Source organism: Brachybacterium sp. NBEC-018 (genome assembly GCF_024860185.1).
Taxonomy (GTDB): domain Bacteria; phylum Actinomycetota; class Actinomycetes; order Actinomycetales; family Dermabacteraceae; genus Brachybacterium; species Brachybacterium rhamnosum.
The window spans coordinates 23,443-36,023 of sequence record NZ_CP100650.1 but is presented as its reverse complement, the minus strand read 5'-3'; the positions used below and the strand labels follow the sequence as shown (position 1 = coordinate 36,023).

At 72.8% G+C, this 12,581-nt stretch carries 10 protein-coding genes; 2 read left to right on the top strand and 8 right to left on the bottom strand.

Annotated features, from left to right (window positions below):
• Positions 1-109 precede the first annotated feature (109 nt).
• Positions 110-1,597, top strand: a complete 1,488-nt coding sequence (locus tag NLU66_RS00150) for an FGGY family carbohydrate kinase (RefSeq protein WP_259360938.1) — start codon at positions 110-112, stop codon at positions 1,595-1,597.
• A gap of 43 nt (positions 1,598-1,640) precedes the next feature.
• On the opposite strand, the gene NLU66_RS00145 is transcribed toward NLU66_RS00150, so the two are convergent.
• The 8 genes from NLU66_RS00145 to NLU66_RS00110 form a co-directional block, all read right to left on the bottom strand.
• Entirely contained in the window at positions 1,641-3,869 is a 2,229-nt protein-coding gene (locus NLU66_RS00145; RefSeq protein WP_259360937.1) for an FAD-dependent oxidoreductase, read from the bottom strand.
• A 46-nt stretch (positions 3,870-3,915) separates the two neighbouring features.
• Positions 3,916-4,806 carry a MurR/RpiR family transcriptional regulator gene (locus NLU66_RS00140; protein WP_259360936.1) on the bottom strand — a complete coding sequence of 297 codons (891 nt, stop codon included), beginning with the start codon at positions 4,804-4,806 and terminating at the stop codon, positions 3,916-3,918.
• A gap of 8 nt (positions 4,807-4,814) precedes the next feature.
• A complete protein-coding gene (locus NLU66_RS00135) occupies positions 4,815-6,200 on the bottom strand; it encodes a hypothetical protein (RefSeq protein ID WP_259360935.1) in 1,386 nt (461 codons plus the stop codon).
• On the bottom strand, positions 6,197-7,135 hold the full coding sequence (locus NLU66_RS00130; protein ID WP_259360934.1) for a carbohydrate ABC transporter permease: 939 nt from the start codon (positions 7,133-7,135) through the stop codon (positions 6,197-6,199). Before NLU66_RS00130 ends, NLU66_RS00135 begins: the two co-directional genes overlap by 4 nt.
• Positions 7,128-8,084: a carbohydrate ABC transporter permease gene (locus tag NLU66_RS00125; RefSeq protein WP_259360933.1), complete on the bottom strand. Its 957-nt coding sequence runs from the start codon at positions 8,082-8,084 to the stop codon at positions 7,128-7,130. The genes NLU66_RS00130 and NLU66_RS00125 overlap by 8 nt, the downstream gene beginning before the upstream one ends.
• Positions 8,085-8,087: 3 nt before the next feature.
• Positions 8,088-9,287: an ABC transporter substrate-binding protein gene (locus tag NLU66_RS00120; RefSeq protein ID WP_259360932.1), complete on the bottom strand. Its 1,200-nt coding sequence runs from the start codon at positions 9,285-9,287 to the stop codon at positions 8,088-8,090.
• A 332-nt stretch (positions 9,288-9,619) separates the two neighbouring features.
• Positions 9,620-10,330: a MerR family transcriptional regulator gene (locus NLU66_RS00115; protein WP_259360931.1), complete on the bottom strand. Its 711-nt coding sequence runs from the start codon at positions 10,328-10,330 to the stop codon at positions 9,620-9,622.
• Between the two features lie 26 nt (positions 10,331-10,356).
• Positions 10,357-10,974 carry a hypothetical protein gene (locus NLU66_RS00110; protein WP_259360930.1) on the bottom strand — a complete coding sequence of 206 codons (618 nt, stop codon included), beginning with the start codon at positions 10,972-10,974 and terminating at the stop codon, positions 10,357-10,359.
• 168 nt (positions 10,975-11,142) lie between these two features.
• Here NLU66_RS00110 and NLU66_RS00105 point away from each other — a divergent pair, with 168 nt between their 5' ends.
• Positions 11,143-12,387 (top strand): hypothetical protein, encoded by a 1,245-nt coding sequence (locus tag NLU66_RS00105; protein WP_259360929.1) that lies wholly within the window; start codon positions 11,143-11,145, stop codon positions 12,385-12,387.
• The last annotated feature ends 194 nt before the right edge of the window (positions 12,388-12,581 follow it).

The window sequence follows — 12,581 nt, the reverse complement described above, 5'->3', positions numbered from 1 at the left end:
CTCGGCGGGATTGTGGACAGCCGTGCCCAGGTTCGGTGCCCGGCGCGTCTGCGGCCCCGGCCCTGGGACGTCGCTCCGATCCCTCACGTGACCTGCTTACTCTGGGCTCATGATCGGCCTGCTCTGCCTCGACCTCGGCACCTCCTCGGCGAAGGCGGCGCTGGTCGACCTGGACGGGCGCACCCTCGCCGTGGGCAGCGCCGCCTACGCCACCACGTCCTTGCCGGGCGGCGGTGCGGAGCAGGACCCGGAGGACTGGCGCCGCGCGGCCCGCACCGCGATCGGGCAGGCCAGCACCGCCGGCATCGAGGTCGCGGCCCTGTGCCTCACGGGCCAGATGCAGGACCTCGTCCTCGAGGGCGAGCACGGGGCCCTGCGCCCGGCCGTGCTCTACACGGACCAGCGCGCCGCCCCGGATGCCCAGCAGCTCCGCGCCGCCCTCGCCGTGGAGGGCACGGACTGGGACGCCGTCACCGGCAACCGGCAGGATCCGAGCAGCTGTGCGGCCATGTTCCGCCGCCTCGCTCGCACGGAGCCGGAGACCACCGCCCGGGCGTACGGGCTGACCTTCGGCCCTGCCGGCCACCTCGCTGCCCGCCTCGGCGCGGGCCTCTGGTGCGACCTGACGACCGCGTCGACCACGGGCCTGCTCGATGGGACGACGAGGGACTGGCACCCGGGCGTGGCACGGGCGGCGGACCTGGATCCGGCACTGCTGCCGCGCCTCACGCGCGGGCATGGCCAGGCGGTGGGTCGCACCGATGCCCGTGCCCGTGACCTGCTGGGACTCGAGGCGGGCGTGCCGATCGTGCTCGCCCCGGGGGACGCGGGCGCCGCGGCCCTCGGCGTCACCGGGACCGCGACGGGCACGGACCACGCGTCGCTCGGCACGAGCGGCTGGATCGCGAGCATCCGCCCGCCCGCCACCACCCCGGATGCCTCGCAGGGTGCCTCGCACCGTCTCGCCCTCGGGGAGGACGAGCTGCTGATCTCCGCCGTGCTCGCCGGCGGAGCGGCCGCCGCCTGGGCGCGGGACGCGTATCTGGGCGGCCGGGATGCGCAGGCCGCCGATTCGCTCCTCGCCGAGCGCGAGCGGACCCACGGCCGGGGGCCCACGGGCCTGTTGGTCCTGCCCTCCCTCGGAGGGGAGCGGTTCCCGGTGCGGGACGACGCCCTGCGCGGCGCCGTGCTGGGCCTTCACGCCGCCACCGGGCCTGCGGAGCTCTACGCGGGCACGCTCGAGGGCGTCGCCCTCGCCCTGTCCCATGCGCTGGATCCCGCGAGAGCGGGCGAGGAGCTCACGGTCGTCGGCGGGGGAGCGGCCTCCGCACCGTGGCGACGGATCCTCGCGGACGTCACCGGCCGCCCCGTCCGCTCGCTCTCAACGCCGGGGGCCGACGCGACGCTGCTGGGCACCGCGATCGCGGGCGCCGAGGCGCTGGGACTGGATCACGACATCGCCCCGCTCGCCGAGCGCGACGGCGAGCTCACCGTCCCGGATCCGGCCGCGGCGCAGGCCTACGCGGCGCTGCGACCCGCGCACCGGGCGCTGTACGACGCGGCCGGGCGGATCGGGGATCTCGCCGCCCGAGCCTGACGGCGGCGCCTCTCCCCGGTCCCGTCGGCCCCGCTGGTCCTGTTCAGTCTGCGTAGACCCGCAGGTTCACCACGTGCGCGGAGGGCGCGCCGTTCGTGTCCTCGACGACGAGCCGCAGCGCGCGCGTCGCCACCGCCTCGTCGAGCCGCACGCTCCAGCGGCGCCGGCGGTTGTCCTCGAGCCGGGCGAGCACCCGCACGTCTCCGCCGTCGTGCGCCTCGAGCCGGGCGGAGCGCACGAGGGTCGGCATGACCTCCGCGGCCGTGCGGTGGTGGTGGAGGTTGATGAGGTCCTCGTTGACGTCGTCGTCGAGGATCACGTCCACCTGCCGCACCTGCCGGGCCTGCTCCCAGGCGAGCTCCACCCAGGGCTGCGGGTCCTCCGCGGTGGGGGCGGAGGCCCACAGGTTCGGCCCGCCGTAGGGTCGCGCGTACCCGCCGCGCACCTGCTCGGCGCGGAACGCGGCCGTCAACCCGGAGAGACGGAAGCAGATACCGGTGCCGTGGAGGGTCTCCTTCCAGGGCCGCCACTGCTCGGTGTAGCGCTCGGCCTCGGGCATGTCGCGGTGGATCAGGGTGACCGTGCCGGGCGCGGCGGCCTCGCCCTCGTGGAGGGACAGGCCCGCCGCGGCATGCAGCACGAGCACACCGTTGCGGGCCCCGCCCGGCGCCCAGGCAAGGGGGAGGTGCACCCAGGAGCGGCCGGCGGGGACCGGCGCCGTGACCTCCTCGACCAGCTCCGCCGGCAGGTAGTTCTGCGGCTTCGACGTCGCATGCAGGGCGGCGCGCAGCTCGGAGGGCCGTTCGGCGTCCACGAGCACGTCCACCCCGTCGATCGCGGGATCCGCCGGGAGCACGAGCGCGAGGTCGTGCTCGAGCGGCAGCGGCCCACGCCGGCGCGTCGAGGCGAGGGAGTCGAGCACGGAGGAGCTTCGGACCTCAGCCTGCAGGGCGAGATCCGCGGGGTCGTCCTGCTCGATGCCGAGCACGGAGGCGTCCGCCCGCAGCATCGCCCGGCGCAGCGTCACCACCTCCTCGTGGGCGAGGGCGGCAGCGGGCACCCCCAGCTCCTGGGTGAGGGCCGCGCCGATCCCCGCCGCCTCGCCGAGCACCGCGCAGGTCGCCATGACGCGCGTGGAACCGAAGGCGACGTGGCTCGCGCTGATGTTCCGCCCGGCCATCCACATGTTCTCGACGTTCGCGGAGAACAGGCTGCGCAGGGGCAGGTGGTAGTTCCCGTCGGGGTGCCAGTGCCGGGACCCGGGCTCGGTGGCGTAGACGCCGCCAGGGGGATGCAGGTCGATCGACCAGCCGCCGAACCCGATCCTGTCCTCGACCTCCGGCTGCTCGAGGACGTCCGCCTGGGTGAGCACCTTCTCGCCCACGAAGCGGCGGTACTCGCGCTTGCCGGGCACGGCGCCCACCCACTCCAGGGTGAGGGTCTCCGCGTCGAACTCGCCGGAGTTCTTGATGTGGTCCCACAGCCCGTAGCAGACGCCCTGCAGCTCGTCCCGGATCCGCTCGTTGTCGTGGACGACGTCCAGCTCGCCGCCCCATTCGATCCACCAGAAGGCGCAGCCGTTCATGTCCTGGCGGATCACGCGGTGCTCGGGGATGCCGGCCGCGGCGACGTCGACCGCGAAGGCCGGGGTCACGAACTTCGAGGGCACGCCCGTGTCCTTCGCGTAGAAGAGGATCGTGCTGCCCAGCATGTTCTGGTCCGGCACCTCCGGGGCCCAGGACTCCCCGAACTGCTCCCGCGGCTCACGGCCGGTCATGTGCTGCGCCCCGGCGAGGGCGCCCAGCAGGCCGTCGCCCGTGCAGTCGATGAAGGTGGGTGCCTCGAGGGTCACGCGGCGCTCGGAGCCGCTGGTCCAGCCGTGCACCCGGCGGACCACGCGGGCATCGGCGGGACCGTCGGCCTCGACCTCCGTGATCTCCGTGTTCAGCAGCAGGGTGATGTTCGGCTCCGCGCGCACGGTCTCGAGCAGCAGGAGGTCCCAGTAATAGGGGTTGCCCTCGGGGTTGCGGAACTGGTTCTCGACGAACAGCTCGCCCATGATCCCGGTCTCGCGGGCGAAGAGATGGATGCCGTGCGCGGTCGCGCCGCACACCCACACGCGCACCTCGCTCGAGGAGTTCCCGCCCAGCACGGGGCGGTTCTGGACGAGCACCACCCGGCGCCCGCGGCGGGCGGCGGCGACGGCGGCGCAGATGCCGGCCAGGCCGCCTCCCAGCACGGCGATGTCGGTGCGGAGGGTCTCGTCGATCACGGGGGAGGGCCTTTCGGGGTGGGGGATACGCAGAGGGGAGCGGAGCTCAGCGGGGGTCGCCGAGCACGCCGGTGTCGATGAAGCGGCGGGAGTCGTCCGCGGAGCGCAGCTGGGCGACGAGCACCCACAGCAGGCTCGCCACGAGCGTGTCGCTCGCGCGGCCGGAGTAGTACTGCGTCCATACCTCGCCGTTGCGGATGCCGGTGAACACGCCGATCTCCGCGGCGCGCTCGATGGCGCCGCCGGGGAGGCCGTGGAGGCCGACGGTCGCGGCGCCGGCGGCGCGGGCCTCGGCCAGCAGCGAGGTCGCCGTCCCGTCCTCCCCGGAGCGGCTGAGCACCACGAGCACGTCCCGGTCGGTGAAGGTCCCGGCGAGGGCGTGGAGGGCCGACGGGCCGCCCTCGAGGAACCAGGCGGCGACGCCGATCCGCTGCAGGCGGATGTGCAGCTCGCGGATCGCGATCGCGTCGCCCCAGTCGCCGTGCAGGTGCACCCGCTCCGCCCCGGCGATCGCGCGGGCGGCGCGCTCCACCTGCGCCACGTCGATCACCGCGGTAGCGTCCCGCAGCGCGCGGGCGGCGGCGCCGGCGAGGGTGGACAGCACCTCCGCGGCGGAGTCCTCCGGGGAGATCGCGCCGCCGATGTCCCGCTCCCAGTCGGACTGCGCGTTGCGGCCGTTCTCGAGCGCGATCGCGGAGCGCAGCTCGGGGTAGCCGCCGAAGCCCAGGCGCGCGGCGAGCCGGGACACGGTCGCCGGGTTCACGCCGGAGCGCTCCGCGATCGCGGTGATGCTCGCGGAGCCGGCGGTGAGCGGGTCCTCGAGGATCGCCTCGCCCGCGCGGCGCATCGTCGCGGGCAGCTCCGGCAGCGCCTCGCGCAGGGACTGCAGGACGGGCCGGGCGGTGGGATCGGGGGCCTGGGCGGGGGTGCGGGTCATCGTCGCTCTCACGTGTAGAACAGCTGGGCAGAGGCCATCGTGTCGGAATCGGGGACGACCCGGATCCAGTGCGCGCTGAACCCTGGCGCGAACACATGGGTCACGAGCTCGCCCGGAGGCACGTCCACGTGCGCGGTGCGGGAGAAGTGCCCGTCGCCGTGGACGTCCACCTCGACATCGAATCCGACGTCACGCTCGCCGTGGTTCTCGAGGTGCAGGCACTTCTGGTCGAAGCCGGTCATGAGGTAGGGATCCGACGCCTCCCCGGCGCGCACCTCCGCCCGCCACCAGGGGCCACCCCAGCCGCTGGGCTTCCCGAAGCCCCAGAGGTCGTCCGTCTTGCCGAACCAGAGACCGGACTGCGGCTCCGCCGTCGTCACGTTCACCCCGTGGCTGGGGGAGGCGTTGTCCGCCCCGAGCACGAGCATGCCCTTCCAGGAGCAGAAGTCGCCGAGTACCCACAGGTGCGTGGAGATCGGCCGGAGCCCCCAGATCCTGCCGCCGTAGGCCCACGGCGAGAGCTCGTAGAACATGCCGTGGTGGTCCACGAGGAGTCGCTCGTGCTCGGTCTCCCGGATCCTCGGCCACTCCGTCTGCCATTTGTGGTCGAAGGTATGGGATGCCTTGGGCAGCCGGTAGCGGGTCCAGCGGCCGTCCCGCGCGGTGAACACCTCGAGGATCGCCGAGGCCTCGTCCCAGCCGGTCGCGAAGATCGTGTCGGTGAACTCGCCGCGGCCTCCGATCGCGGTGAACGGCTTGTGCTCGATGATCCGCCACCGCGTGCCGTCGAAGTCGGCGAGCCGACCGCGGGCCTGCCGACCCGCCCAGTCGTCCTCGCCGTACTCGTTCGAGCAGACGACGAGCCGACCGTGGGCGGAGTAGCAGTCCTTGTAATGGACCTTCCACTCGCCCTCGGTGGCGAGCTCCTCGTTGAGGTCCCACATCTGCCGCGCCTCGCGGGTGGCGAGCTCGAGCTCGAACACCAGACCCTCCATGGTCAGCACGTACACGTGGGTGTCAGGCCGGGTCAGGTGCCGGGCGGTGCCGCACAGCCGGTGGCCGGCGAGCTCATCGACGGTGTGCACGGTGTGGTCGGGCTCGATCACGTGCGGCCCGATGACCAGCAGCCCGGTCTCGTAGTGCACGAGACGGTTGGTGTAGGTGCCGTCGACGCCGATCGCCTCCGGCACCTGATGCAGGGAGAAGTCGCCGCCGACGCGACGCAGGCTCACGCCGGTGCCGGACTCCGCGCGGTGCGAGGAGTAGTTCTCGATGTACAGCGCGCCGTTGTACGGCATGAGTGCGCCGACGCCGATCTCGCTGCGGGGCGGGCCGAAGTCGGCGACCTGAGCGAGGTCGGGCGCGACGCCGGAGACGGTGCGGGGGACGTTCACTTCAGGGCACTCTCTGTCATGGCCTGCACGAAGCGGCGCTGGAAGATGAGGAACACGACGAGGATCGGGATGATCGAGATGACCGCCGCGGCCATGGAGATGCCGGGCGCCATCGCCCCCGTCTCGTCGGTGAAGGCGGTGAGCGCGAGCGGCAGGGTGAACGACTCCGGGGAGGAGATGAACACCAGCGGCGTCTCGTAGTCGTTCCACGACCACACGAAGGTGAGGATCGCGAGCGCGCTGATCATCGGCAGGGCGTTCGGCAGGTAGATGCGGGAGAAGATCTGGAGCTCGTTGGCCCCGTCGATGCGGGCGGCCTCGGCGAACTCGCCGGGCTGGCTCACGAAGAACTGCCGCATGAGGAAGGTGCCGAGCACCGTGAACATGCCCGGCAGGATCAGCGCCCACAGCGAGTCGTAGAGCCCCAGCTTCTGGAAGTACACGAAGCGCGGCACGAGCAGCAGCTGCGCGGGGATGAGGGAGGTCGCGAGGTAGCCGACGAACACGAGGTTCCGGCCGCGGAACCGCAGCCTCGCGAAGGCGTAGCCGGCGAGGGTCGCCGTCGTGAGCTCACCGAGCACCCGCAGCAGCGCCACGAGCACCGAGTTCCCGAACGCGGGGAGGATCGAGCTCTCCCCGAACAGCACCTCGGTGTAGTTCTCCCAGCGCACGTCATGCGGGATCCATCGCATGGGCACGGCGAAGGCGTCGGCGTCCGGCTTGAGCGAGGTGGAGATCATCCAGGCGAAGGGGAGCAGGAAGGCGAGGGCGAGGATCCACATCGGGATGCCCCAGGCCCAGCGCTGCAGGCGTCGCCGGCGCGCGTGCTGGGCCTGCCGGGCGGCGAGACGGTCCCCGGCCGGGTGACGGGGGCCGTCGGACGACGATCCTGCCGCGGGGAGGTCCGCGGCGCGGGGGTGCAGGGTGTCAGTCATGGAGAGCCCTCCCTCGCTGGGCCCGCCACATCACGAGCATCAGCACGAAGATTCCGAGGAACGTCACCAGGCCCACGGCGGAGGCGTAGCCGAAGCGGTAGAACTGGAAACCGGTCTGGTACATGTAGAACGACAGGGTCGTCGTGGAGGCGCCGGGGCCTCCGTTGGTGATGAGCGCGATCATCCCGAAGCTCTGCGAGATCCCCACGAACAGCGTGATGAGCAGGAAGATCGTGGTGGGGAGCAGGGAGGGCCAGGTGATCGAGCGGAACATCCTCCACCGTCCCGCGCCGTCGATCCGGGCGGCCTCGTAGAGCTGCACCGGGGCGTCCTGCAGGGCGGAGAGGTAGATGAGGCACGCGTAGCCGGCCTGCGCCCAGACGGTCACGAGGATCAGCGCCGGCAGCGCCCAGCGGGAGCTCGCGAACCAGCCGGGCAGGGCCTCCGCGCCGAAGAACCCGAGGAACTGGTTCAGCAGGCCCGCACCGGGGTCCAGCAGCATCATCCAGGTCATGCCGATCGCGACGACGTTGACGATGTACGGGATGAAGAAGCAGGCGCGCAGCGCGGCGCGCCCGGGCAGGTCCCGGTTCAGCGCCATGGCGAGGGCGAGGCCCGCCACGAGAGTCAGCGGCACCGCCGCACCCGCGTAGACCACGGTGATCAGCAGGCTGCGCCAGAACACGGGGTCCCGCAGCACGGAGACGAAGTTGTCGATCCCGAGGAAGCGGATCCCGTCGATGCCGGAGACGAGGTTCCACTCGGTGAAGGACAGCAGCACCACGGAGACGAGCGGCACGAGCGTGAACAGGGCGACACCGATGAGGTTCGGGGCGATGAACAGCCAGCCGACGAGCGGCTTCGGGTCCGACGGAGCGCGGCCGGTGCGGCGCGTCGTCGCGCGGGGCGCAGAGGTCCCGGTGGTGGTGGTGGGGGAGGCGGTCGTCATCTCTCAGTCCTCCCGGAAGCGCGTGATGAGCGCGTCGGCGTCGGCGGCGATCGTCGAGATCGCCTTCTGCGGGGTGCGCTCGAGCAGCCAGCACACGTCCCGCTGCTGCTCGTAGGTCTGCGTGATCTCGGCGACCGCGGTGAGGTCGGTGTCGGTGAGCAGCTTCGGGTCGTCCTCGAAGAGGACCCGTCGGAAGGAGTCGACGTCGAAGTAGTCGTCCTTGTCCTCGCCGAGCAGCGCCTCGAGCAGCGCGTCGGGGTCCACGGTGTCCAGGGTGGGGATCTTCCCGCCGGCGGCCATGTCGGCCCCGCCCTCGAGCAGCCAGAAGGCGACGAAGTCCTGAGCGAGCTCCTGCTTCGGGCTCGTGGCGCTGACCTGGATGTAGTTGCCGTAGACGCCGCTGTTCCAGTCCGCCCCGTCGACCGTCGGCATCGGCGCGCAGCTGGTGAGGAAGTCGTGGGGGTAGGCCTCGGGGTCATGGAGGAACCGCAGGCTGAAGGGGGCGGTGCCCCACATCGCGAAGTCCCCGCCGATGAAGTTGTTCTGCTGGTACGCCTCGATCTGGCGGGCGAGCACCTGGGACCACGGGAAGATCCGGCCCTCGCGGATCAGCTGCGCGGTGAGCTCGAAGTGGTGCAGGAACGAGGGGTGCTCGAAGTTCGAGCCGCCGCCGTCGGCGTACCAGTAGTTCGGGCCCAGCTCGATGCGGGGGAGATCCGGGAGCTTGTAGGTGCCGTAGCGGTCCGGGCCGCTCAGCGCGTCCACCGCCGCGAGATACTCCTCGAGGTCCCAGGCGCGCGGCAGGTCGAGGCCCACCTCCTCGCGCACCGTCTCGTTCAGGAGCAGGAGGTTCGGCTCACGGGTCGTGGCGAGGGCGGTGATCGTGTCCCCGTCGATGAGCGCCTTCGGCTCCTCCGTGTCGAGGAACGGGGCGAGCTCCGGGGTGGAACGGACGAGGGGGCCGAGGTCCGCCGCGAGACCGGAGAAGGCGCGCATCGCGAGGTTCGAGGTGTCGTACGTGAAGTACACGTCGATGTCGACGCCGCCCTGGAGGGCCGTGTTGACCTTGAGGTTGCCGCGGTCGTCGTTGACGAAGCGGGTGTAGGTGACCTTCCGGTCCGGGTGCTGCTCGAGGTAGCGGTCGATGAGCGCCTGCGGGCCGTTCTCCGGCGGGACGCCGCCCCACACCTGGAGCGTGCTCATGTCCCGTGCGGTGCTCGAGGACCCGCATCCGGCGAGTCCGGCGGCGGAGGCGCCTGCGAGGCCGGCGAGCGCGCGGCGGGTGACGGGCCGTGACAGGGCGCGGGGGAGCGCGGGGGAAGGGGGCCGCCCGGTGCTCCGGGGCGGGGTGGATCGTCTGTGCATGGGTGTCCTCCGACGCGACGTTGCGTGCTGGGGCGAGATGAAGCTGTGCACAAGATTCGCAGTGTGCTGCGTCCGCGTCAAGCGGTTCTGCAAAAGATTTGCTCGCGCCGCTCGGCACAGGACGGCCGACGGGGCCGACGCGATCGACACTGACCCCGTCGGCCCCGCCGTCACTCCCGGAGGATCTCGTCGACCCGCTGCAGCGCCCGCAGCTGCGCCGGATGGTAGAGCTCCGCGATCGCATGGGCGAGCACCATCGCGCCCTGCTCGTCGCCCAGCGGAGAGCCGGTCATCGGCCGGTTCAGCTGCGGCCGCTCCGTGCGCGCCGCCGCCACCGTGGGCGCCATGCGCCGGGCAAGCGCCTCGATCGTGGCGTCGTCCGCCTCCGGGGAGAGGTTCTCGAAGTCCTCGTCCACGTCGTTGCCGGTCACGAGCGCGTCGCGGAACTGGGCGAGCGCCGCGTCCCCCATGACGGTGGAGAACACGGTGAGCAGGGACCGCTGGCGCTCGCTGAGGCCCGCGGCGAGGTCCTCGAAGCCGGAGGGGGTGTCCGCCCGGGCGCGGTGCGCGCGGATCGCGGCGAGCTCGGCTCGGGCGCGGGCCAGGCGCCGCATCGATGCCTTGAGCTCGGCGTCCACCTGCTCGAGGGCCAAGGCGGAGTCCTCGTCCTCCCGCAGGATCGTCGCGACCTGGGCGAGCGGGACGCCCCGCTCGGCGAGGCGCCGCACCTGCAGCACCCGCACGAGGTGCGCGACCGTGTACTGCTTGTAGCCGTTGCTGCGCCGCTCGGGCTCCGCGAGCAGGCCCAGCCGGTGGTAGTGGCGGATCGTGGGGGTCGAGGTCCCCGTGAGCCGCGCGAGCTCGCTCGTGCTCCAGGCCATCGCGCCTCCTCGTTCCGTCGGCCCCGTCAGCCGCGCAGCATCACCGGCACCAGGTAGCGCAGGGTCACGGCCTCGTAGACGGCGCCGATCACGAGCAGCGCCAGTGCGGCGACGCCCAACCATCCCAGCATGCGCAGCCCCTGCGCGTAACCCCCGCGGCGGGTCCCCGCGCCCAGGTAGGTGGGGGTGAGCCAGCCGCGGCCCAGCAGGTACGCGCCGAGCACGAGCAGGACGTACGCCTGGAACTCGATGACCAGGGTGAGCGAGTGCGGGATCAGCGCGATCCACGTGGCCGGCTCCGTGGGCGCGAGGGTCACGCCGATCACCACGGCCCGGTACGCGAACACGGCCACCCCCGCGAAGGGGATGACGAGCGAGGGCAGCACGATCGAGAACAGACCCACCGTGATGACGTTGACGCCCAGGATCGTCACCGCGAACAGCCACCAGTGCGAGAACACCCGCAGGACGAGGTCCGTGGTGCCGTCCTCCTGCATCGTGCTCGCCCGCTCGGCGGAGAGCTCCGGCACCGCGAGCCCCAGCACGAAGCCGGCGAGCACGAGCCCGTACAGGAGGACGTTCGCCCACAGGTAGGGGCGTGCATGGGCGCGGATGATCTGCAGCGGGCGGCGTGCGAGCACCATGGAGTCTCCTGAGCGGCGGGCCCGGCGGTTCCGGGGCATGCCCCGATCCCAGACCCTGCTCCAGGAGCAGGGTCAAGGTCAGGAGCGTCCCGTGATGGCGGGGGTCACGCGGCCGACGGTCCCTCGCTACGCTCGGGGACGACGATCGATCGAGGGCGGAGGGACCCGATGACGACGACCCAGGAACGGCGCGCGGGGGCCCGGCCGATCGCCCGGCGCAGCTGGCTCGGTGCGGCGCGCCCGGTGGTGGCGCTCACGGCCGCGGTCGCTGCGGGAACGCTCTTCGTGCTGACGCGGCTGGTCGGAGGGCTCTCCGAGGGCGCGACCGACGATCTGCAGCGTCTGGCGACGGAGCTCGGCACCTCTGCGAGCCCCCATCTCGCGACGGCGCTCGGCGTGGTCGCGACGGTCCTGTTCGGCATCCTCATCGCGATCATCGGCAGCCAGGTGGTGCTCGGGGACGCCGAGGCGGAGACCAGTGTGAAGACCGCCCTCGGGCTCATCGCGACGCTGTCGCTGCTCGCGCTCGTGCCGGCGATGACCGTCGCGCTGATCGCGGCGGTGGGCTCCCCGGAGCTGCGCGGCGCCCTGCTCGTGAGCGTGCCCGTCTTCGTGGCGCTCGGCGCCCTCGTGGTCGTCATCCACACGATCGAGCCGGGGGACGACCCCACGCTGCTGCGCATCGCGGAGCGGGAGCGGCGGCAGGCGGGCGAGCGGCTCGACCGGCTCGCGGGAATGCCCGGGACCGGGACGGGGCAGGCGGTCGTGGTCACCTCCGCGGGGCTCGCGGTGATCACCCTGCTCGTCGCCGCGATCGTCCTGCTCGTGGACGGCGGGCGGGCGGTGCCCGATCCCTCGACGGCGGTGCGCGCGCTCGTGATCGCCGTCGTGTTCCTGGCCGCCGTCGTGTCCGTGCTCATCGCGGTCGATGCGGAGCTGAAGGCCGAGGCCTCGCCGGTGCGCACCGCGAACGCCGCGGGCTACCTCCTCACGGCGGCCGGGCTGTACGGGCTCGGCATCACCACCGCGGGGGCTGTGAGCGGGCCCGTCGGCCTCGGGATGGCGGGCGCCGGTGCCGCGCTCGTGCTGCTGACGCTGCGGGTGCTGCAGGAGGCGCGGGCCGTGCGCGACGGGCGCGTGACTGCGGCCGACGCCTGGTGGAACGGCGGGCCCGTCGTCCGGGCCGGCACCGGCACCGCACGTCGTGCGGCGCAGCGGACGGCCGACGCCGCCCAGGGCCGCGCCGAGCAGCTCCGGCTCCGCCTCGCCGAGCGCACGCCTGCGCCCGAGGCGGAGGCGCCCGCGACCGCGCCCGACGTCGCAGTGCCCGATGCCCCGGAGGTCGCCGAGCCCGCGCCGGGCCTCCGCCGGCGCCTCCGTCGCGCGATCGCAGCGCTCGTGGACGAGGGCTGATCACCCCACCTCCCCGCGGGCCCGCGTCCAGCCCGTCCCCAGCCGCGCCCCTTACCCTCGCCCGTGCAGAGGGAGTACTTCACCTCGGCGCGCTCGTCAGTACGGCCTGCTCCTGCGGGCCCGGGCCGTCGGTCCCGTGTTCTCGGGGCGAAGGAGACTTTGGCGTCCGTCCTTCGACCCCCGGTCCCTGGAGG

Excerpts from the sequence above, each read along its gene's own strand:
- NLU66_RS00150 (WP_259360938.1), top strand. The coding sequence starts at position 110 with ATGATCGGCCTGCTCTGCCTCGACCTCGGCACCTCCTCGGCGAAGGCG.
- NLU66_RS00140 (WP_259360936.1), bottom strand. The coding sequence starts at position 4,806 with ATGACCCGCACCCCCGCCCAGGCCCCCGATCCCACCGCCCGGCCCGTC.
- NLU66_RS00130 (WP_259360934.1), bottom strand. The coding sequence starts at position 7,135 with ATGACTGACACCCTGCACCCCCGCGCCGCGGACCTCCCCGCGGCAGGA.
- NLU66_RS00125 (WP_259360933.1), bottom strand. The coding sequence starts at position 8,084 with ATGACGACCGCCTCCCCCACCACCACCACCGGGACCTCTGCGCCCCGC.
- NLU66_RS00120 (WP_259360932.1), bottom strand. The coding sequence starts at position 9,287 with ATGAGCACGCTCCAGGTGTGGGGCGGCGTCCCGCCGGAGAACGGCCCG.
- NLU66_RS00115 (WP_259360931.1), bottom strand. The coding sequence starts at position 10,330 with ATGGCCTGGAGCACGAGCGAGCTCGCGCGGCTCACGGGGACCTCGACC.
- NLU66_RS00110 (WP_259360930.1), bottom strand. The coding sequence starts at position 10,974 with ATGGTGCTCGCACGCCGCCCGCTGCAGATCATCCGCGCCCATGCACGC.
- NLU66_RS00105 (WP_259360929.1), top strand. The coding sequence starts at position 11,143 with ATGACGACGACCCAGGAACGGCGCGCGGGGGCCCGGCCGATCGCCCGG.